The organism is Methylomonas sp. BW4-1, assembly GCF_052474385.1.
The window spans coordinates 1,400,539-1,423,001 of sequence record NZ_CP184125.1 but is presented as its reverse complement, the minus strand read 5'-3'; the positions used below and the strand labels follow the sequence as shown (position 1 = coordinate 1,423,001).

At 52.7% G+C, this 22,463-nt stretch carries 15 protein-coding genes; 12 read left to right on the top strand and 3 right to left on the bottom strand.

Annotated features, from left to right (window positions below):
* The first annotated feature begins 39 nt into the window (after nt 1-39).
* Genes ACH5Y9_RS06620 through ACH5Y9_RS06605 form a run of 4 tightly spaced genes read left to right on the top strand, consistent with a single transcriptional unit; the run spans nt 40 to nt 8,423 of the window.
* Entirely contained in the window at nt 40-660 is a 621-nt protein-coding gene (locus ACH5Y9_RS06620) for a YfiR family protein (protein ID WP_445369009.1), read from the top strand.
* 32 nt (nt 661-692) lie between these two features.
* Nucleotides 693-3,437 (top strand): response regulator, encoded by a 2,745-nt coding sequence (locus tag ACH5Y9_RS06615; protein ID WP_445369008.1) that lies wholly within the window; start codon nt 693-695, stop codon nt 3,435-3,437.
* Nucleotides 3,437-5,581, top strand: a complete 2,145-nt coding sequence (locus ACH5Y9_RS06610; RefSeq protein ID WP_445369007.1) for a two-component system response regulator — start codon at nt 3,437-3,439, stop codon at nt 5,579-5,581. Before ACH5Y9_RS06615 ends, ACH5Y9_RS06610 begins: the two co-directional genes overlap by 1 nt.
* A gap of 1 nt (nt 5,582) precedes the next feature.
* A complete protein-coding gene (locus ACH5Y9_RS06605; protein ID WP_445369006.1) occupies nt 5,583-8,423 on the top strand; it encodes an EAL domain-containing protein in 2,841 nt (946 codons plus the stop codon).
* Here ACH5Y9_RS06605 and ACH5Y9_RS06600 read toward each other — a convergent pair.
* Together ACH5Y9_RS06600 and ACH5Y9_RS06595 are read right to left on the bottom strand one after the other, a co-directional pair.
* On the bottom strand, nt 8,420-9,250 hold the full coding sequence (locus ACH5Y9_RS06600) for a PHP domain-containing protein (RefSeq protein WP_445369005.1): 831 nt from the start codon (nt 9,248-9,250) through the stop codon (nt 8,420-8,422). The genes ACH5Y9_RS06605 and ACH5Y9_RS06600 overlap by 4 nt on opposite strands.
* Complete coding sequence (locus ACH5Y9_RS06595) at nt 9,250-11,046, bottom strand: ABC transporter ATP-binding protein (protein WP_445369004.1); 1,797 nt, start codon at nt 11,044-11,046, stop codon at nt 9,250-9,252. Before ACH5Y9_RS06595 ends, ACH5Y9_RS06600 begins: the two co-directional genes overlap by 1 nt.
* A gap of 103 nt (nt 11,047-11,149) precedes the next feature.
* On the opposite strand from ACH5Y9_RS06595, the gene ACH5Y9_RS06590 reads away from it, so the two are divergent.
* From ACH5Y9_RS06590 to galE, 5 genes are all read left to right on the top strand, one after another.
* Nucleotides 11,150-13,066, top strand: coding sequence for a transglycosylase SLT domain-containing protein (locus ACH5Y9_RS06590; protein ID WP_445369003.1), 1,917 nt, complete (start codon nt 11,150-11,152; stop codon nt 13,064-13,066).
* 76 nt (nt 13,067-13,142) lie between these two features.
* Nucleotides 13,143-13,658, top strand: a complete 516-nt coding sequence (gene fabA, locus ACH5Y9_RS06585) for a 3-hydroxyacyl-[acyl-carrier-protein] dehydratase FabA (RefSeq protein WP_033156420.1) — start codon at nt 13,143-13,145, stop codon at nt 13,656-13,658.
* A 10-nt stretch (nt 13,659-13,668) separates the two neighbouring features.
* Nucleotides 13,669-14,889 carry a beta-ketoacyl-ACP synthase I gene (gene fabB, locus ACH5Y9_RS06580; protein ID WP_445369002.1) on the top strand — a complete coding sequence of 407 codons (1,221 nt, stop codon included), beginning with the start codon at nt 13,669-13,671 and terminating at the stop codon, nt 14,887-14,889.
* A gap of 45 nt (nt 14,890-14,934) precedes the next feature.
* Nucleotides 14,935-15,792 (top strand): tRNA 2-thiocytidine(32) synthetase TtcA, encoded by an 858-nt coding sequence (gene ttcA, locus ACH5Y9_RS06575; protein WP_445369001.1) that lies wholly within the window; start codon nt 14,935-14,937, stop codon nt 15,790-15,792.
* A gap of 14 nt (nt 15,793-15,806) precedes the next feature.
* On the top strand, nt 15,807-16,853 hold the full coding sequence (gene galE, locus ACH5Y9_RS06570) for a UDP-glucose 4-epimerase GalE (RefSeq protein WP_445369000.1): 1,047 nt from the start codon (nt 15,807-15,809) through the stop codon (nt 16,851-16,853).
* Here galE and ACH5Y9_RS06565 read toward each other — a convergent pair.
* A complete protein-coding gene (locus ACH5Y9_RS06565) occupies nt 16,850-17,971 on the bottom strand; it encodes a DUF484 family protein (RefSeq protein WP_445368999.1) in 1,122 nt (373 codons plus the stop codon). The two genes, galE and ACH5Y9_RS06565, sit on opposite strands and share 4 nt — an antisense overlap.
* A 267-nt stretch (nt 17,972-18,238) precedes the next feature.
* Between ACH5Y9_RS06565 and ACH5Y9_RS06560 the strand changes: the two genes are divergently transcribed.
* The 3 genes from ACH5Y9_RS06560 to ACH5Y9_RS06550 all read left to right on the top strand — a co-directional run bounded on the left by ACH5Y9_RS06560 (nt 18,239) and on the right by ACH5Y9_RS06550 (nt 22,392).
* Nucleotides 18,239-18,766 carry an RNA polymerase sigma factor gene (locus ACH5Y9_RS06560; RefSeq protein WP_445368998.1) on the top strand — a complete coding sequence of 176 codons (528 nt, stop codon included), beginning with the start codon at nt 18,239-18,241 and terminating at the stop codon, nt 18,764-18,766.
* Between the two features lie 84 nt (nt 18,767-18,850).
* Nucleotides 18,851-19,813, top strand: a complete 963-nt coding sequence (locus ACH5Y9_RS06555; protein ID WP_445368997.1) for a FecR family protein — start codon at nt 18,851-18,853, stop codon at nt 19,811-19,813.
* A gap of 164 nt (nt 19,814-19,977) precedes the next feature.
* Entirely contained in the window at nt 19,978-22,392 is a 2,415-nt protein-coding gene (locus tag ACH5Y9_RS06550; protein WP_445368996.1) for a TonB-dependent siderophore receptor, read from the top strand.
* Nucleotides 22,393-22,463: the final 71 nt, after the last annotated feature.

Below are 22,463 nucleotides of genomic sequence, written 5' to 3'. Positions count from 1 at the left end.
GCCCGACACTATGCATAGAGCGAAGAACCGGTGTCGAACATGAGTCGAATCTTGCGCCATCGCTATGCAAGATTGTGCCGAAATCGCAGTTGCGATGCGTCGTGCCTGTGCGCCCCGGAAAAACCAAGATTCGCAGCCATCACGCTAGTCAGCAAAATGCTGTTGCTGCCTTTGCTGTTTAGCGGCCATCTATGCCACGCCGAAGCGGCCAGCGAAGCAGCGGTAAAAGTGGCATTTTTATACAATTTCTTTAAGTTTATCGAATGGCCGGAGTCGGCAACCACACCGAATCGTTATACCTTGTGCCTGAGCAGTCATACCGATTTCGGCGACCATTTATTGATGTTGGAAGGCAAAACGGTGAACGGCAAGCCCTTGGATATCGCCCGCAATATATCACCCAAAGATATAAAATCCTGCCATCTGATCTTTATCGATACCGCCGATAATCCGGGCGATTACGCCCGCGAATTAAAAGGCTCGCCGGTAGTCAGCGTCAGCGACAAAGCCGGGTTTATCAACCAGGGCGGCACCATAGGTTTGATCCAGGACGGCAACCGGCTCAGCTTCGAAATTAACTTGGAAACCGCCAACGCCGGCAACACGCGCATCAGCGCCCAGCTGCTGAAACTGGCTAAAAACATTTTGGCCGGTAAATAAACCCGCATGCAGATGACATCTCGACGCCACCCATGATTCGCGACAAACTGGCCAATCTGCCGATGACCTACAAGCTGCAACGCTTGCAAGCCATCACTTTGGCATTGGCTCTGCTGTTTACCTTGTTAATTACCAGCATGACGCATATCTGGCAGGAGCGGCGCGAACTGTCAATGGAAGTGCGTTCGCTCGGCAAAATGATCGGTTTTAACGCCAACGCTGCGCTGCTGTTTGGCGACACCAAAACCGGCACCGAGATCCTGGCCACCTTACGCGGCAAATCCGAAGTCATCTCCGCGCAACTCTACAAAAATGACGGCGAAATTTTCGCCCATTACCCGGCCAAGGCTGCACCGGACAGTTTCCCCGCCACCTTGAGCGATGCGGAACAACAACAACGCAACCAGGGTTTGCGGATATTGAGCCAAGTCATTTTAAACCCCTTACCCGACGATAACGGCGACGTGATCGGCACCTTACGCTTGCAGCTCGACTTAAAGCCCATGTGGCGTATGGTGATTATCAGTCTGGGCCAAATTTTTTTGGTGATGGTGGTGTCGTTTATTCTGGCGGTTTTTTTCGGCCGGCGCTTGGCGGAATCGATCGCCGCACCGCTGATCAGGCTGTCGTCCCTGGCCAAACAGGTATCCAGGGACAACAACTACATGGTGCGCGCCCAAGGTGAAGGCGAAGATGAAATCGGCCAACTGGTAAGAAGCTTCAACCAGATGATAGAGCGGGTACAACAACGCGATGCCGAACTGGAAAATCAGCGCGGCAACCTGGAAAAACAAGTCGATCTGCGTACCGCCGACCTGCGGCAGGCCGTCGTCGACGCCCAAGCCGCCAATATCGCCAAGTCGCAATTCCTGGCAACTATGAGCCACGAAATCCGCACCCCCATGAACGGCGTGCTGGGCATGACCGAATTGCTGTTGGGCACCGACCTGGACACCACGCAACGCCAATACGCCGAAACCGTGTTCAGTTCCGCCGATTCTTTGCTGACCGTGATTAACGATATTCTGGACTTTTCCAAAATCGAAGCGGGCAAGCTTGAATTGGAAGAAATCGATTTTAATTTGATCAATCTTACCGACCAACTCGCTGCCTTGTTCTTCGAACGCGCCAGCAGCAAAAACATCGAACTGGTGTGCACCGTCGATAAGCGGGTGCCGCGCGACGTCAGAGGCGATCCTTATCGCTTACGGCAAATACTCACCAACTTGTTATCCAACGCCATCAAATTTACCGAAGCCGGCTCGGTGAAAATGCAAGTGAATGTGGCCGAATCGGATCGCTGCCCATCCGCTGATGGCATGTGCCTGGAGTTTTGTATCAGCGACACCGGCATCGGCATCGGCCCGGACACTCAAGCCAGGCTATTCAAATCTTTTAGTCAAGCCGACGGCTCCACCACCCGCAAATACGGCGGCACCGGTCTGGGATTGGCCATCAGCAAGGAACTAAGCGAATTGATGGGCGGCAATATCCAAGTGCAAAGCCGTGCGAACAGCGGCTCGGTATTTACCCTGCATATCCCGCTCCGCCAAGCTAGCCAAGCCCTGCCTGCAAGCTTGCCGGGCAACGATCTGCAAGGCAAGCAGGTCTTATTGGTGGAAGATAACCCCACCAATGCAAAAATCCTGGAAAATCATTTGACTGTTTTTGGCATGTTTACCCGCGTCGCCAAAAATGGCGCTCACGCCTTGGAAATTCTCGATCAGTCGGCACACTTGGGCCTGTTCTTCGATATTGCCGTGCTGGACATGAAAATGCTGGGCATGAACGGCGTCGAATTAACCCAACGGATTCGTATAGACCGGCGATTTGCCAATATCCGCATCGTCATCATTACGTCCAGCAACGATGAGGACGTATTAGCCAAAATTCGCGGCAGCGCCTGCGATCTGTACCTTCACAAGCCCCTGCACAGACGCACCCTGCACGATGCGCTGCTCGGGCTGATTTCGCAAAAACCGCAATCGTTCAGTGCGCCGGCTTCTGCTGCCGGCGCCATTCGAATACTGTTGGCCGAAGACAATCCGGTCAACCAGAAAGTTTGCAGCGCCATGTTGCGCCAGTTGGGCTACACCCTGTCTCTGGCGAATAACGGCCGGGAAGTGCTGGATATTATCGACCGCGAGCCGGTCGATCTCATCCTGATGGATTGCATGATGCCGGTCATGGACGGTTACACTGCAACCCAATACATCCGCAATCGGGAAAGCAGCCGCAATTTGCCTCGAATCCCCATTATCGCCCTCACCGCCAACGCCATGGAAGGTGATCGCGAACGCTGTTTGCAGGCCGGTATGGATGATTATCTGAGTAAACCGTTTTTACAAAAAACCTTGCAAGACAAAATCCAGGCGTTGGCAGCCCCGCTGCCCACAACCGCCCTCAATACAGCCGCTCCCGAGATCAAAGCCACTGCCGCTACTCTAGACCCGGCCGCACTGAATACCTTGCGGGAAATTGGTGGCAGCGCGCTGGTCGACGACGTCTTGGCCTTGTTTAGGACGAATGCCGAGCAACATATCGCCACACTCCGCTCCGGCCTGTTGGAACGCAATACGGAAACAGTGCGGCATGCCGCGCATAGTCTAAAATCGGCCGCGGCCAACATCGGCGCACTAAACCTGTCGGAACTGGCCCGTACGCTTGAACATGCAGCGCGGCACAACACTTTGCAATTCGATAGCCGGGTTGCCGAAAGCCTGCAAACAGAATATAAAGAAATTCTCCAGCGGCTTTCGCAACTCAAACCCTCATAATGCAACGATTACCTGCCCGCAGCCTGATTTTAGCGATAGACGACGACGATATGGTGCGTCTGATGTTGCAAGAAATTCTGCAAAGAGAAGCGTTTGATGTCATTTGCGCGGCTAGCGGCAAGCAAGGCTTGGCATTAGCAGCCAGCGAACGGCCCAATCTGGTATTGCTGGATGTCATGTTGCCGGACCTCAACGGCTTCGACTGCCTGCAAGCCATCAAAAACATGCCCGGCAACAGCCTGCTGCCCGTCGTGATGCTGACCGGCATGGACGACCTGGAATCGGTCAATCGCGCCTTTCAATTGGGCGCGACCGACTTTATCTCCAAACCGCTCAATTGGCCGACCTTACCGCACCGCTTACGTTACTTGCTGCGCTCGGTCGCCACGTTAGAAGAACTGGCCCGAAGCGAAGCGGCACTGCGCCAAGCGCAAAAAATTGCGCAACTGGGCAGTTGGTACTGGTCTATTGCCGACGACAACATGCAATGGTCGGAAGAAGTCTTTAATATCCTCGGCACGAATCGCTCATCGTTCGAACATAAATGCCGCGACTTATACAAATCCATGCAGCCATCGGAAGTCGGCAAACTGCAACAAGCCATTGATCTTTGCGTCAAAAACCGACGCAGTTTTCGCCTGGAATTATCGATTACTCGTCGCGATGGCGCCAACCAAGTGATTCATATTCAAGGCAAACCCGTGATCGCCGATGGGCAGGTAAGTCATATTCACGGTACGCTGCAAGATATTACCGAACGCCGGCACATAGAAGAACGGGTAAGGCTTTTATCTTACTACGACCCGCTAACCGGCCTGCCCAACCGGACGCTGTTCAAAGAAGTTCTGGCGCAAGCAATGGCCTATTGCACGCGCTACGGTACGGTCATTTCCACTTTATTTATCAGTATTGATCGTTTCAAACGCATCAACGAAACCCTGGGCCCCAAAATCGGCGACCAGGTGTTGAAATTGTTCGCAGAGCGCTTGCTGGCCGAAGTGCGGGATTGCGACTACATTTCCATCAACGCCGATTACGATTTGGCGGACATGACGGTCTCCCGGCTGGGCGGTAACGAATTTACCGTGTTGCTGAATCGTATCGAGGACACGCGCGATAGCGTCAAAGTGGCTAAGCGGATTTTTCAGGCGATGCAGCACGCTTTTACGGTGGAGAACACCGAACTGTTTCTGGGTATCAATATCGGTATCGCGGTCTATCCGGGCGACGGTCAGGATGAAGACAGCTTCATCAAAAACGGCGAGTTTGCGATGAACCATGCCAGCGAACACGGCCATAATAATTATCAGTTTTTCAGTAAATCGCTAAATGTTGCCGCGTTTCATAAACTGGCGATGGAAAACAGTCTGCGCCGCGCCATAGAACGCCATGAATTGCAGCTTTACTATCAAGCCAAAATTAATATCCGCCGCCAGCAAGTCGTCGGCTGCGAGGCCTTGATTCGCTGGCAGCACCCGGAACTGGGTTTGATCGGCCCGTCGCAATTTATTCCCATTGCCGAAGATTCCGGCTTGATTGCCCAAATCAGCGATTGGGTGCTGGAAAATGCCAGCCGGCAAACTTTGGATTGGCAACAATCAGGACTGAGCCAAGGGCTGATCATGGCGGTGAATGTATCGGCGACTCAATTCCGACAATACGGCTTTGGTAATCACGTCCGCGACGTATTGACCGGCATCGGCCTGGAACCTCGCTACCTTAAGCTGGAACTGACCGAAACCATCTTGCTCGACCATATCGACGACGCTTTAATAACCTTGCGGGAATTACAAGCCCTGGGCGTCAAAATCAGTATCGACGATTTCGGCACCGGTTATTCATCCTTGTCTTATTTGAAAAAACTGCCTATCTCGGAATTGAAAGTCGATCATTGCTTTGTCCGCGATCTTCCGCACAATGAAGACGACATGGCGATTACCGCGGCAATATTGGCTTTGGCCGACGCGCTGTCGCTGGAAGTGGTCGCGGAGGGCGTGGAGAATGAAGATCAAGCCAACTTCCTGCTGGATAGCGGTTGCGAGGTAGTGCAAGGCTTTTTGTACAACAAGCCCATGCCCGCCAATGAATTTGCCGCATTTGTCCGTGCATTCAATGCGCAACGCTTGTTAGCCGACAAAGTCTGACATGTCCGCCAAGCCGCGCATCCTGTTAGTCGACGACGATCCGATGGTCCGTCTGCTGGTCAGGCAAATCTTGCAAGCCGACGGCTACGAACTGATCGAAACCGACAACGGCCGAACCGGATTGGAACAATTTATCGCCGCCGAGCCGGATTTGGTGCTGCTGGACGTGATGATGCCGGAGATGGATGGTTTCAGTTGTTTACAAGGCATGCGTGCCGCCAGCGACAAATCGGTGCCGATTGTCATGATGACGGCTATCGAGGATACGCAAGCGGTGGAAGACGCCTTTCGGCTGGGGGCTACCGACTTTATCGGCAAACCCATCCAATGGCCGCTGTTGCCGCATCGCATCAGCTATGTGCTGCGCTCGCACCGCACTACACAACGTCTTATAGAGCAACAAACGCTACTCAAGCAAAGCGAGCAACGCTTTCGGGATTTGGTGGAAAGCATCGGTAACGAATACTTCCTGTATTCTCACAATACCGAGCGTATTTTTACTTACCTAGGTCCTTCGGTGGAGCATATCCTCGGCTACAAACCCGACGAACTACATTGCGACTGCTTCGATATAACGACCAACAACCCGATCAATCGGCTTGCCAGGACCTACACCGAGCAATGCCTGGCGGGCATCAAACCACCGAACTACGAAGTGGAAGTACGCAGCAAGGATGGCAGTCTGCGTGTACTCAGCCTCAATGAGTCGCCCATGTTCGACGACCATGGCCGAGTGGTTGCGGTGAACGGCCTGGCGCACGACATCACCGAAATGCGCAGCACGCAGCAAGCCCTTGCCGATAGCGAGGAACGCTTGCGGCTATCCATGCAGGCAGCCAAACAAGGTTTTTATGACATCAATCCGCAAACCGGGGCCATGATCATCAACGCCGAATATGCCAGCATGCTCGGCTACAACCCAGCCGATTTCGACGCCACTATCGACAGCTGGATCATGCGCTTGCATCCCGATGACCGGCAGCGCGTTTCCGACGCCTACCGGCAGTACATCGCCGGGGAACTGGCAGAATATCGCCTGGAATATCGGCAGCGTTGCGCCGACGATAGCTGGAAATGGATATTATCGATAGGCAGTATCGTCGAACGCGATGCCAATCATCAGCCAGTGCGCATGCTGGGCACCCACACCGACATCACCGACAGTAAAACGGCAGCCGAACGCCTGAATTTGCTGGCCAAAGTGTTCGAAAACAGCGGCGAGGCTATTTTCCTGTGCGATCCGGATACCCGCATCGTGTCCAGCAATCAGGCCTACACGACGATTACCGGTTACAGAGCCGAAGAGGTGCTACAGCAAACGCCCTCCATTCTCGATGCGCGTCATCTTGACCTCAACCACTATCAACGTATCTGGCAGGCCTTGCGCGAAAACGGCTACTGGCAAGGCGAAATTTGGGATACCCGCAAGAACGGCGAATCTTATCCCGCGTGGCTAGGTATTTCCGCGATGTATAACACCCATGGCGCCATCAGCCATTACATCGGCATTTTTTCGGACATTACCGAGCGCAAGGCCGCCGAAGCCCAAATCGAATATCTGGCACGTCACGATCCGCTCACCAACCTGCCCAATCGCACCTTGTTGCGCGACCGCTTCGACCAGGCCATGGCCCATGCCGTGCGTAACAACACCCTGGTCGGCTTACTGTTTCTGGACCTGGATCATTTTAAGAATATTAACGACACGATGGGGCACGACGTCGGCGACCGCTTACTGCAAGGCATCGCCGAGCGTCTGGTGCAATGCGTGCGCGAGGTGGATACGGTTTGCCGGCAAGGCGGCGATGAATTCATCATTATCCTCACCGACATTCCCGACATCGACGCAATCACGCAAATTGTGCTGAAAATTCTCGATCAACTGACGCAACCCTTTGTCATCGAAGGCGTCACCCTTTGCACCTCCTTCAGCATAGGCGTCAGTTTGTATCCCAATGACGGCCTGAATTTTCACGGTTTACTCAACAAAGCCGACACGGCAATGTATTCGGCGAAAAACGAAGGCCGCAATACCTTCCGCTTCTTTTCCAACGATATGAACCTGGCGTCTATCGAGCGGATGAATATCGAGAACGGTCTGCGCATGGCTTTGAAGCGCAAAGAACTTCGCTTGCATTATCAGCCGCAATATTCCATACACAACAACACGGTGATCGGCGCGGAAGCCTTGCTGCGCTGGCAACCGGAAAACAGCCCGATGATCCCGCCGGCCAAGTTCATTCCTATCGCCGAAGACAACGGCATGATCGTACCGATAGGCGACTGGGTGTTACGCGAAGCCTGTAAGCAAAACAAGCTTTGGCACGACGCCGGTATGAAACTGCTGGTTACCGTCAACATCTCGGCCCTACAGTTCAAGCGCGGCAACTTACTGGAGTCGGTGCAAAGCGCATTGGCGGAATCCGGACTGGAACCGCATTATTTAGAGCTGGAGTTAACCGAATCGGTCCTGATGTTCGATACCAATGCCGTCATCAATACGATTGCCCAGTTGCGCGCCTTGGGGGTGAGCTTTGCCATCGACGATTTCGGCACCGGTTATTCCTCACTGAGTTATTTGAAGCGCTTTGCGGTGAACAAACTAAAAATCGATCAATCATTTATCCGGGATTTAACCTCAGGCAAAGCCGAAGACACCGCTATCGTCAAAGCCATCTTGCAATTGGGTGATACGCTGGGCCTGCTGACCTTGGCCGAAGGCGTGGAAACCAAGGAGCAAGCCGAGCAACTGCACCAACTCGGCTGCCGCAAAGCGCAGGGTTTTTATTGGAATCAACCCTTGCCCGCCGACGAATTCGCCCGGTTGTTTACGCCTGGTTAAAATAACTGCCAAATCGGCGCCGCGCCGTCCGGCAAGGCCGCCAGACGCCCCAGCTCCAGCCATTGATTGCCCGGCGCATGAAAATCCGAGCCCATCGACGCATGCAATTGATGTTTGCTGGCATGCAGATAACTTAAGCGAATATCGTCGACGCTGGCCCGACCCGTCACCACTTCGATGCCCTGCCCGCCTGCCGCCTTGAATGCCACCAATGCTTTGTTAATCCATTTGCTACTGAGTTTGTAACGCAAGGGATGCGCCAACACCGCCACACCGCCGGCGGCCCGAATCCAGCCGACACAATCGGCCAGACCGGCCCAAACCGTTGGTACATAAGCCGGCTTGCCCTTGCTCAAATAACGATCAAAGGCATCCTGCTGGGTTTCGACCACACCTTGATTAACCAGAAAATCGGCAAAATGCAGGCGGGTGATTTCGCCGTTACCGGCGATTTGCCTTAACGTGGGATAGGCATCGGCTATGCCCTTCTTAGCCAGTTTTTCGGCAATTTTTTGTGCGCGTTGGTCGCGAATCCATTGTTGCTTGGCAATACCGTCGAGTAAGCCCGGATGCTGTGGATCGATATTTAAACCGACGATGTGCAGACAATGGCTTTCAAAACTGGCCGACAGTTCGATGCCGGGAATCAAGCGGATGCCCGCTTGTGCGGCGGCTTCGGTCGCTTCTTGTAAGCCGGCAGTTGTATCGTGGTCGGTCAAAGCCAGCGCAGTAACGCCCTGCTGTTGAGCACGCAACACCAGTTCGGTGGGCGACAACGCGCCGTCGGACGCGGTGGAATGACTGTGTAAATCGTATAATTCCGACACTATTGATAATCACCGTAAAGTTTGGCGTACAAACCGTTTTGTTGAATCAGGGAATCGTGTTTGCCTTGTTCGCAAATCTGGCCTTGTTCAAAGACATACACATGATCAGCCTGTTTCACCGCACTGAGCCTATGCGCAATGATGATGGTAGTACGGCCTTCCAGAAAGGTGCTCAAGGCTTGGTGCAGTTTATACTCGGTTTCGCTGTCCAGCGCCGATGTGGCTTCGTCGAGAATCACCACTGCCGGCTGGCTGACTATCATCCGGGCGATGGCCAGCCGTTGCCGTTGGCCGCCGGATAAGCGCATACCCTGCCTGCCCACCACGGTATCTAAACCCTGCGGCTGTTCTTCCACGGTCGACTTCATTTGCGCAATCTCCAAAGCTCGCCACAATTCAGCATCGGCAATCTCCCGGCCCAAGGTCAGATTGGCGCGTATCGTATCGTTTAGCAAAGCGGGATGCTGTAAAACGGTCGCGACATGTTCGCGCACCACATCCAAGCCTATCCGGTTCAGCGGCACGCCGTCGAAATAAATCATACCGCTGCCCGGCGGATATAAACCGATCAAAGTTTGCGCCAGCGTCGATTTGCCACCGCCACTGGCACCGACCAGGGCAATTTTCTCACCGGCCGGTATAGTCAAATTAATACCGTTCAGTACCGGTTCGTCCTTGTAACTAAAATGCAAATTCTTGACGCTGACCGACACGGTTTTACGCCCGATAAACGGGTTTTGCAAATGCGGATAATACGGTTCGCGCTGCAACAGGGTCAGCTGGTTGACGCGGGCCAACGCGGCTTTGGCGGCATAAAAAGACTGCTGAATGCTTAATATCTCCTGCACCGGCGCCATCATGAACCACAGATAACCGAATACCGCCAGCATTTCGCCTATGGTCAGATTGGAATACAGCACCATCAGCATCGCTGTTGCGCGGAAAATATCGAAGCCAAATAGAAAGGTCAAAAAGCTTAAACGTACCGTGGCATCGCTTTTCCAGGCATAGATGGTCGAGTGGTTTTTAACCGCCAGTGCGCTGCCGATCAACTGCCGGCAATAGTGCTCCTCGCGGTTGCTGGCGCGGATTTGATGAATCGCCTCCAGCGTTTCGCTCAAAGCTTGCTGGAATATCGCGTAGGCTTTGTTTTCATTGGCTTTGAGTTCCTTCACCCTGGAACCAACGGCCCTCGCCAGGTAAATTACCAGCGGGTTCAAAAAGATAATGAATAAACCCAATTGCCAGTGCATCCACAGCAGAATTAAAGCGGTACCGAACACGGTCAGAACTGCCACCAATAATTTACTGATCGTGGTGCCGATAAAATTATCCAGCGTATCGAGGTCGGTCACCATGTGCGAACTGACCGTACCGCTGCCCAGGCTTTCATACTCGGACATCGAGATGTGTTGCAAATGTTTCACCAAACTTTCGCGAATGCGAAAAATCACATCCTTGGCAATATTGGAAAACTGCCGAGTCTGCATAATGTTTAGCACCAAGGCAAACAAGCGCAACAGCAAGCTCAGTAGCAAAATAATGGCAATGTAAATGGCAGGTTGCTGCCACTCGCCGGGCAGCCACGGGTTGAGGCTGTTCAGCACCACGCCCGGATGGTTCAGCAAAACCTCGTCTACCAATAAGGGCATCAATAAGGGTACCGGTACGCTGGCAACTGTTGCCAAGATGGCGACCAAATGCCCGTTGATCAGTTGTTTTTTATGCTGCTTAGCGATGCTGTAAATATACTGCCAGGAATATTCGGCTTGCGCCGCGCGCTGTAAGGTTTTCAAGGTAATGAAACAAATTCGATGAAGTTTAACGATTATAATGGTCCGACCCACTTTGCAAAAACTTCTTGCTTGGTGTTTAGTCTCGGCTGTCGTGGAAATTGATATGCATGTTATCCCGTGTTTTTTACTGCTTGCCGCTCTGACCGGCGTTTTACCGAACAGTGCCCAGGCGGATGAAATCTCTTTGGCGAGCCAACGTCAGCTATTTTTGCGTGCCGAGCAAGCACTTGACCAGAATCGCGATGCCGAATATTTCGCGCTGGCTTCAAACCTAAAAGGCTACCCGCTATATCCTTATCTGCAATACCAATGGTTAAAAAATCATTTGGACGCCGACGCCGACATCAAGCAGTTTTTAAACGAGCACGCCGCCAGCCGTTACGCGGCCGGGCTGCGGCAAAAGTGGTTGCTGGCTTTGGGTAAAAAGCAGCAGTGGCTAGTGCTGTTGAATAATTATCAAGGCAGTGACGATCCCGAGGCGCAATGCTACGCCGGCCTGGCTCAATTGCAAACCGGCCAAGCCGTGGAAGCCTTCAATCAAGCCCGCACTTTATGGTTAAGCGGTAAATCGCAGCCGGATAATTGCGAAGTCCTGTTCGAAGCTTATAAATCATCGCCGTATTTTAATAAGGAACTGATCAACCAACGATTTCACGCCGCCCTCAAACGTGACAACCAAAGCCTGGCCAGCTACTTGACCCGATTTTTCAGTGGCACGGAACTCAAGCTGGCCAATACCTGGTTAAAACTGCACCGACAGCCGGAAACCGTTATTGCTGATACAGGCTGGCGCGAGAACCCTGAGCAAGCCGGAGAACTGTTTGCCCATGCGATTGACCGCTGGCTGGAAACCAATGTCGAAACGGCCATGACGACTTGGGACAGTCATAAATCGCAAATCGCCATTACGCCGGCAATCGCCGCTTTTATCGAAAAACGTATCGCTATCGCCTTGGCCTTAAAACACGACAGCCGCGCTTACGCCCGCTTGTCGCAACTTGAAAACAGCGACGAATCGGCCCGGGAATGGCGAGTCAGAGCCGCATTGAATATGCAGAACTGGCAAGACGTCGCTGTGGCGATTACCGGCCTTAACGACGATGAAAAATCTCAGGAAAAATGGCAGTACTGGCAAGCTCGCGGCTTGGCGGAAACCGGCCAGAGCGCAGCAGCCAATGCCTTGTTCCAACAATTGGCAAAAAATCGCAGTTTCTACGGTTTTCTGGCCGCCGGCAGATTAAGGCAAGCCATTGAACTGGTGGACAGGCCTTTGACGATATCAAGCAGCGACCTCGAGACTTTACAAAATCGACCGGATTTCCAGGTATTTTCCGAACTACTCGCTATCGACAGAAAACCGGAAGCCAAACGCCAATGGTGGTACGCGATAGCCAAACTGGATAGTCGCCAGCTACCCGTCGCCGCAAAACTGGCCCAACAAGCCAATTGTCCGGCTTTGGCGATTGCCACTATAGCCAAAGCTAATCAATGGGACGACGTCAATCTACGCTTTCCGCTGACCTATATCCAGCCCATCCAAAGTAACGCCGCCGCACAACAATTGGACCCGGGTTTAATTTTGGGCTTGATCCGCCAGGAAAGCGCGTTCGATGAATTGGCCGATTCGCCGGCTGGCGCTAAAGGTTTGATGCAGATCATGCCAAACACCGGCCGGCAAATTGCCGCCGAAATGCGCGATAGTTGGGATAGCGATTACAGCCTGTTTAAACCGGAACTCAATGTCAAATACGGGACGTTTTATTTCAAAAAACTCTTGCGTCAATTCAATGGCCACGTCGCACTAGCCACGGCCGCCTATAACGCCGGCGCCAATAAAGTGAAGCGCTGGCTACCGGAAAACCGAGCTTTGCCGGCCGACATCTGGATTGAAAACATCCCTTACAAGGAGACTCGGGGGTATGTTGCATCGGTGTTAATGTATAGCTTGATCTACCAACAACGGCTGCAACGCGACAGCTTAAAGATCGACGATCTAATGCGCGAGGTCATGCCCGGCTAAAAATTGAGCTGATTTTTTAAGCCGATTATTAGATAATGCCGCAGTTTTTGAACCCACCAACCAGGTAAAAATCAAGATGGAGAAGCAGCACAGTTTCACGCGCGAAGAATTATTAATGTCCGGCCGAGGTGAATTATACGGTCCGACCAACGCGCAGCTACCGCTTCCCAATATGCTGATGATGGACCGCATCGTCCATATTTCCGATGAAGGCGGCAAATACGGCAAGGGCGAAATCATCGCCGAGTTGGATATTACCCCCGAATTATGGTTTTTTGATTGCCACTTTCAAGGCGACCCGGTCATGCCGGGCTGTCTGGGTTTGGACGCGATGTGGCAATTGGTCGGTTTTTATTTATGCTGGCTGGGCGGCCCTGGCAAAGGCCGCGCGCTGGGTTGCGGCGAAGTTAAATTCACCGGCCAAGTGCTGCCGACAGCCAAAAAAGTGACTTATAAAATCGACTTGAAGCGCGTGATTCTACGTAAATTGGTCATGGGCATCGCCGATGCGACGATGGAAGTCGATGGCAAACAAATCTACGAGGCGACCGATTTACGAGTCGGTTTATTCACTTCCACCCAAGATTTCTAAGGAAACCATCATGAAGCGCGTCGTTGTAACAGGTTTAGGGATAGTTTCCAGCATCGGCAACAACCGGGACGAAGTGGTTGATTCTTTACGCGCCGGCCGTTCCGGTATCGTTCACGCACCGGTCTATGCCGAAATGGGCTTTCGCAGCCATGTACACGGCCCGGTTAATATTGATCTGGATGAAGCGATAGACCGTAAAGTTAAACGCTTTATGGGCGACGGTGCCGCATACAACTACCTGGCTATGGAGCAGGCTATTGCCGACTCCGGCCTGGAAGAGTCGCAAGTGTCCAATATCCGCACCGGCTTAGTGATGGGCTCAGGCGGGCCGTCAACGTCCAATCTGGTCGATTCCGCCGACATTCTGCGCTCGAAAGGCGTGAAAAAAGTCGGTCCGTACATGGTGACACGCGCCATGTCCAGTACCAACACGGCCTGTCTGGCGACGCCTTTCAAAATCAAAGGTGTCAACTACTCCATCAGTTCCGCTTGCGCGACCAGCGCCCACTGCATCGGCCACGCGATGGAATTGATTCAATTAGGCAAACAAGACGTTGTGTTCGCCGGCGGCGGTGAAGAACTGCACTGGACCATGTCGGTGATGTTCGACGCGATGGGCGCCTTGTCCTCAAAATATAACGACACGCCAGAAACGGCCTCTCGTCCTTACGACGAAACCCGCGACGGCTTCGTCATCTCGGGCGGCGGAGGTGTTTTGGTGATCGAGGAACTGGAACATGCCAAAACCCGCGGCGCCAAAATCTATGCCGAACTGGTCGGCTACGGCGCCACATCTGACGGCTACGATATGGTACAACCCTCCGGCGAAGGCGCGGTGCGCTGCATGCAACAAGCCTTGGCTACCGTTAATGAAAAAATCGACTATATCAACGCGCATGGCACCAGCACCTCGGTGGGTGACACCCGAGAATTGGAAGCGATGCGCGAAGTGTTTGGTGTTGACGGCGTACCGGCAGTCAGCTCAACCAAATCTTTAACCGGACATGCCTTGGGTGCGGCCGGCGTCAACGAAGCCATTTATTCCTTGCTGATGATGCAGGAAAACTTCTTGAGCGCCTCCGCCAATATCAACCAACTCGATCCAGGCGCGGCCGGCATTCCTATCGTTAGAGAATATCGGGATAACGTCACGCTGAACACCATTATGTCCAACAGCTTCGGCTTTGGCGGCACCAACGCCACGCTGATTTTCCAACGCTATAACGGCTAAATTAAGCGCGGCTAAACATCCATTTAGCCGCCTTTTCCAACATCCATGTCCGATCCAGAACACAAATCCCGTACCCAGTTTAACAAGCTGCAAAAACGCCTGAGACGTTGCGTCGGCGAAGCCATCGCCGATTTCAACATGATAGAGCCCGATGATAAGGTCATGGTGTGTCTGTCCGGCGGCAAAGATTCTTACACCATGTTGGACATTCTGCTGAACTTGCAGAAAACCGCGCCAATCAATTTTGAGATTATTGCCGTCAATCTGGATCAGAAGCAGCCAGGCTTTCCGGAACATGTGCTGCCGGAATATCTACAATCGATAGGCGTGCCCTACCACATCATCGAGCACGACACTTACAGCATCGTCAAACGCATCATCCCGGAAGGCCAAACCACTTGCAGCCTATGCTCTCGGCTACGTCGCGGCACGCTGTACGGATTTGCCAAGGAACATAAGATCACCAAGATCGCCCTCGGCCATCACCGTGACGACATTATCGAGACTTTCTTCCTGAACATGTTCTATGCCGGCAAGCTGAAAGCCATGCCGCCGAAGCTGCTGAGTGACGATAAACAAAACATCGTCATACGGCCGCTGGCTTATTGCCGGGAAAAAGACATCAACCGCTTCGCGGCATTCAAACAGTTTCCTATCATTCCTTGCAATCTGTGCGGTTCGCAAGAAAACCTGCAACGCAAGGCCATGAAACAAATGCTCAATGGTTGGGATAAACAATTCCCCGGCCGTATCGAGACCATTTTCGCCAGCCTGCAAAATATCGCGCCGTCGCAAATGGCCGATACCAGCTTGTTCGATTTTGCCGGCCTGCGCCGCGACCCCGAATCCACTATTCCGCGCGTCGTATCCGATGAAGCCGGACTGGACATCCTAGAACGCTAATAGGGAATGAAACGATGACACACACCATCTTAGTGACGGGCGGCGCCGGCTATATCGGCAGCCATACCTGCGTGGAACTGCTGAATAACGGTTTCGAGGTCATCGTGGTCGACAACCTGAGTAACAGCAAAATCGAATCGCTGAAACGTATCGAAACCATTACCGGACAAAAACCCGGTTTCTATCAAGCCGACATTACCGACCAAGCCGCGCTACGCGAGATTTTTAAAGCACATAAAATCGATGCGGTGGTTCATTTCGCCGGCCTGAAAGCCGTCGGCGAATCCTGCCAGCAACCCCTGAGCTATTACCGCAACAACATCTACGGCACCCAAGTGTTGCTGGAAACGATGGACGAGTTTGCAGTGAAAAGATTGGTATTCAGCTCGTCGGCGACCGTTTACGGCGATCCACACAGCGTACCGATTCTGGAAAGCTTCCCGCTGCAAGCCACCAATCCTTACGGCCGTACCAAACTGTTTATCGAGGAGATCCTGCGCGATGTCAGCAATGCCGACAGCCTGAACGGCATCAGCCAGCCCTGGCAATTTGCAATACTGCGCTATTTCAACCCCATCGGCGCGCATAGTAGCGGTTTGATCGGTGAGGATCCCAACGGTATACCCAATAATCTGATGCCATTTTTATCGCAAGTTGCCATCGGCAAATTACCGGTCCTGTCGGTGTTCGGCAACGACTACCCCACCAAGGACGGCACCGGCGTGCGCGATTACATTCATGTGGTAGATCTAGCGCAAGGCCATATCAAAGCCTTGCAATACCTGCTTGGTAAAACAGCCGATACCGCGATTTGCGACGCGGTTAATCTAGGAACCGGCAACGGCTACAGCGTATTGGAAATGGTCAATAGCTTCATTGAGGTGACGGGCCAAGCGGTACCCTACAAAATCGCACCACGCAGAGCCGGCGATGTCGCGGCCTGCTACGCTGATCCCAGCCTGGCCGAAGCAAAAATAGGTTGGAAAGCCGAGCGGGATTTAAAACAAATGATGACCGACACCTGGCGCTGGCAGAAAAACAATCCCAACGGTTACCACTAAGCAGGCTCGGTTACTAACACCAACCCGCCATTTTCAATACGGTTTCTGCCTTTACGTTTGGCTTCGTACAAGGCAGCATCGGCGGTTTGCACCAATTGCAAGGCAATCTCGGCGACCGGCTTTTTCTGCGAACGACTGGGTTGGTAAGTGGCCACACCAATCGAAATAGTCACCGGGATGGCTTGGTCGCCATACTCCACCTGCAAATTAGCAATACTCAAACGAATCCGCTCGGCAATTTCTGAGGCCGTACTTTCATCGGATTGCGACAGCAAAGCCACAAACTCCTCGCCGCCGTAACGCGCCAGCACATCGTTATTGCGCAGCAATTTCTTGATGATGCCGGCCACGACAGCCAGTACATGATCGCCGGCCTGGTGTCCAAAACCGTCGTTGATGCGTTTGAAAAAATCGATATCCAGAAATAGACAGGACAAAGGTTCGCGATTGCGTTGGCTGCGATCCAGCTCTTCCTCGATACGCTGCTCCAAAAACCGCCGATTGTTCACGCCGGTCAAGGGATCGACCAAACTGGTGCGCCGCATGGTTTCGACATTAAGATTGTTTTCCAGGCAAATACTGATGACCGAGGCGATGTGCTCGACAAAATCGGTCGCCATGCCCTGCATGAAACGCTCGTTGTGATAACTGCCCAGATTCAACGAGCCCAAATACCGATCCCGACGAATCAGCGGCGCAATCACCACCGACGCCGGTTTTTGTTGATTGGATTCGGAGAAAAACTTCTCGCAAATCGTGGTTTGATAGCTGCCCAGAAACGGCTGATCGGAGAGACCAAAACTATGCCGCAATTGCCATTCGCTACTCGCTAAAAACAGCCCTTCCCGGTCCCGATAATTATAATTATCCACTTCCAGGTAACCGGCGATTTCGTTTTTAGGGTCGATCAAACACAAGCTGATTACGTCCAAATCGAACAGGGCCTTGGCTTCACCGAGAATAAACTCGATCATTTCCGCCAGCGAACTAAGCCCCAGTAAACGCATTTCAAAGCTTTGCAATCGTTTCAAGGTCAGGCTGTTATGCTGGACGCGGTTGAGCATACCGTCCAAATGACTTTCCAACACCCGCAGATCTGTTGTTATATCCTGTTCCAAGCTCGGCCCCACCCGCTTAATCGAGGTGATAAGACTAGCAGTTTTCGCAGAAAAAGTGTGTAGTTGTGGGCACTTCCAGCACTCATCTCCCGTCCACTCTGATTGCAAATAAATCAGGCATTTCACCTATTAAAACGGCATATGCCATACCCTGCCGCCGGGTGCCATGTGATTTTATCTTTCAAAATCAACACACTTGTTTATTGGTTCAAATATTGCTGTAAATCGGCTCTATCGGGTTCCAAGCACGCCAAACACGTCTTCGCCATGAACAGCCTCACCTTCAACATCGACGATTTATTTTTGAGCCATCGCGATTCGTTGATTCACACTATTTTCGGCATCGTCGGCTGCCCGCAAACCGCCGAAGACTTGGCGCATGAAGCTTACATAAAAATGCTGCACGCCCTGGAAATCCAAGACATCAGTTACCCGCGGCCGTTTCTATACCAAATCGCAAAAAACCTGGCACTGGATCATCTGCGTAAAGAACGTATTCGCCAACGCGCCGACGACTCAAAAACGGCCGATACAGACGACGATATATCGCTGCTGGACAATTTGCCGGACGATACCCCGACGCCCGAGCAGCAAGCGTCCGATCAACAAGAACTGGCATTGATGCTGGCAGCGCTAGAGCAATTACCCGAACGGCGCAGGCAAATTCTGGTGTTGCACAAATTTCACCATTGGAATTACGAGCGGATCGCCGCCTATTACGGCATATCGCGTAGCGCGGTAGAGAAGAATGTACAGTTAGCTCTAACTCATTTATTAGCCAGCCGGCAAGACTAGCCATTAACTTAGGCCATACTGATTTTCCTGAACACAGCACCAATACTGATAAAATTCGCCCCATTACCTAATCCGCCAACCGCCATGCCTTTACGTTTTGATCAGGAAGTTCCATCGCCGGGTAATGTCCAAGATCAAGCACTTGCCTGGTTTGCCCGCTTACAAGACCATAAAAGCGGTGCGGCCGATCAAGCCGAGTTTGCCTGCTGGTTAGCCGCCGACCCCACGCATCAAACCGCTTACGACAAAGTAGTACAACTCTGGCAATCGCCGGCATTGAACACGGCCCTAAGCCAATACGCCAGCATCCCACTTCGGCCGCCCGCACAGCGTAAATCGACAATTCGGCGCTGGGCTGTAGCCGCCAGCATTACCTTGATTAGCGGCTGGTTCCTCGCTTCAAGCGGCTGGTTGCAACGCTGGCAAGCAGACATTACCACCGCCACCGGCGAACAGCGCCGAGTAATACTGGCAGACGGTTCCGCGCTGGTTCTCAATACCGATAGCGCGGTAAAACTGGATTACGCCGACCAACAGCGCGGCGTAATCTTATTAAGCGGCGAAGCGTATTTTGAGGTGCAAGCCGACAAACACCGGCCATTTATTGTGACGACAGCACAGGGAACCGTGCGGGTGGTCGGCACCCGTTTCAGCGTCAAAACCGGCGATACTACCCAAGTGAATGTCGAAAGCGGCTTGGTGATTTGTAGCGCCGAACAAGGCCAAAACCGACAATTAAGCGTCGGCCAACATACCGAGATCGATACCCACAGCGTTGCGGAAATCAGCAACATAGATACCGGTAAGACCTTTGCCTGGCTAAAAGGCCGCCTGATCTTTCAAGATCGAACTTTGGCAGACGTGATAACGGAACTGGATCGCTACCATCCAGGCGCCATCGTCATTACCGACGCTAAGCTGGCGCAAACCCGCATCACCGGCAATTACAAATTGGACGATACTTCGGCACTGATTCAGACCCTTGCCAATATCGTCGGCGCCAAAGTGCTGGGTATTTCGCCTTATTTGACGGTGTTAAAGTCCTGAATTTTCATCCATCAACTGCCAAAACGATACGGCAATAATCAGCGTGCGCAACCGCAACTCGTAAAAACTTTTCCCCTCAAGTGTGTACTTCAATTTCTGAAACGTCTCGGTAGCCATGTGCGTTGCAACGCGCTAACCGACAACAACCCAGACAAGGAGTACATATGAAGCCCCCACACCTGTCCCCGCCTTGTGCATTACGCAAACTCAGCATCGCCATAGCCCTGAGTTTGCCCGGCCTGATAAGCATCCCCGCGCAAGCCGCCGAGACCGTCACCAGCCAACCAGGCAGTCAACGCTTTAACATCCCGGCCCAACCGTTGGCTGATGCCATTAACGCCTTTATCAGTAGCAGCGACTGGCAAGTAGGCTATCCCGCTGAGCTAGCCAAAAACTGCCTATCCAGCAACCTCAACGGCAACTACACCCCGCAGCAAGCCCTACACATCTTGCTGCAAGGCACCGGCCTCAACTACCGCATGACCGGCGAGAACAAAGCAACGCTGGAAAAGGTGGCCGTTAGTGAACCGCAATCAGCAACGACTATGCCAGCGGTGACGGTGACTGGAAAGGCGGTTTACGATTCGACCGATCCTTACAACCCCGATTACAACCGTACTCGCGCCAGCACGGCCACCAAAACCGACACGCCGATCATGGAAACGCCGTTTTCGGTGCAAATCGTGCCGAAGCAGGTTTTAGAGGATCAACAGGCCGTTCGTTTGAAAGACGCGCTGAAGAACGTCAGCGGCGTAATGCCGGGAGGCGAGCAAGGCCGTAGCGACGAATTTATCATTCGCGGTTTTAGAAATAACACGATCTATCGAAACGGTGTTTTATCTCCGATGCTTACTCAGAGAATCGGCAACAATCGCCGAGAAACGGCGAATCTGGAAAGCGTCGAGGTGTTGAAAGGTCCGGGATCGATTCTTTACGGACGAGCGGAGCCGGGCGGCATCATGAACGTCGTGACCAAAAAACCGTTGGCGAATCCTTATTACTCACTACAGCAGCAATTCGGCTCGTTCGATTTTTATCGTACCACGCTCGATGCCACCGGCCCCATCACCAAAGATGACACTTTGCTCTATAGATTCAACCTTGCTTATCAGGATTCGAAATCGTTTCGGGAGTTCGTTGGGGACGAGCGAGTGTTTGTGGCACCCGTGCTGCGCTGGAATATCGATCCCCGCACGCAAGTCACTTTCGAATTTGAATATTTAAAGGACGATTTTTCTCTGGAACCAGGCATTCCCAATATAGGCAACCGTCCGGCACCATTACCACGCGAGCGTAATTTATCGGAACCTTATACAAAACGCAGCAATGAGTTCATGCTGGCCAGCATGAACTGGTCGCATGAGTTCAATGACAATTGGACCTTGCGGCATCGCTTCAGCTACGAAAATCTCGAAAGTCAGCAGACCGGATTGTTCTTTCTCGGCAATGTCGCCGCGAACGGCACGATCAACCGCCGTTTTTTTGTCGACAACTTCCCGTCACAGCGCTATTTCAACAACCTAGACCTCACCGGAAAGTTCGAGACATTCGGACTCAAACATACCTTACTTCTCGGCGGCGATTATTTTCGCGCCGATGATCTGATTACTCAAATTGGCGTCGCCGCTCCAGCCATCAATATCTACAATCCTGTCCATAGTCCGCTGCCGTCGCTGCCCGCACCTACTTTCGGCGACAAAACCACCGCTTGGTACGGCCTTTTTCTTCAGGATCAGATCGAACTGCCGTTCAACGTCCACCTTTTGGGAGGACTTCGCTACGACAGCGCAACGGTTGATAACAATCTGCTGGGTCGCACCGTTTCTGACGACGACCGAGTCAGTCCGCGCGGCGGAATACTCTGGCGCCCGCTGAACTGGTTGTCGCTTTACGGGAGCTATACGGAGAACTTCGGCCCATCGAATAGCGAGTTCAGGACTGACGGCCAGATTCTTCCCCCACAAACGGCGCAGCAATGGGAAACCGGGGTAAAAACCGAATTTTGGGACGGACGTTTATCGGCGACCTTGGCGTATTTCGACTTGACCAAACAAAACTTGCCCGTTTTCGACCCTTTAAATCCCCTGGTTCCCAAAGCGGCGGGCGAAGCCGAAAGCCGCGGCCTGGAATTCGACCTATCGGGCGAAATTTTGCCGGGTTGGCGAATCATCGGCGCTTATTCGTATCTGCCTTTCGCGAAGATCACCAAAGATGTCGACGCAAGCGGAGGAATTGGCAATACCGGTAAGCGGCTGGTGCTCGACCCGCGTCATTTCGGCAGCTTGTGGAATACCTATGAATTTCAGAGCAGCGGTTTACAGGGGCTCAAATTAGGTGCCGGTGTCACGGCGGTCGGTCAGAGACAGGGCGATACCGCCAATACTTACCAACTGCCCGGCTATGCCACGTTAAATCTGATGGCGAGCTATTCCATGGCGATCAATTCGGCGAAATTAACTGCCCAAGTTAACGCTGATAATCTTTTGGACAAACAGTATTTCGCGGCGTCCAATACCGGCAACCAAATATTTTACGGCGCTCCGCGCACCTTCATGGGATCGATTCGGGTGGAATATTAATGCTCCGAAATAAGAGCTCTGACTTGTCAGTAGCCGCCTTAAAGAAGCAAATCACACAACAACCTTGTGAG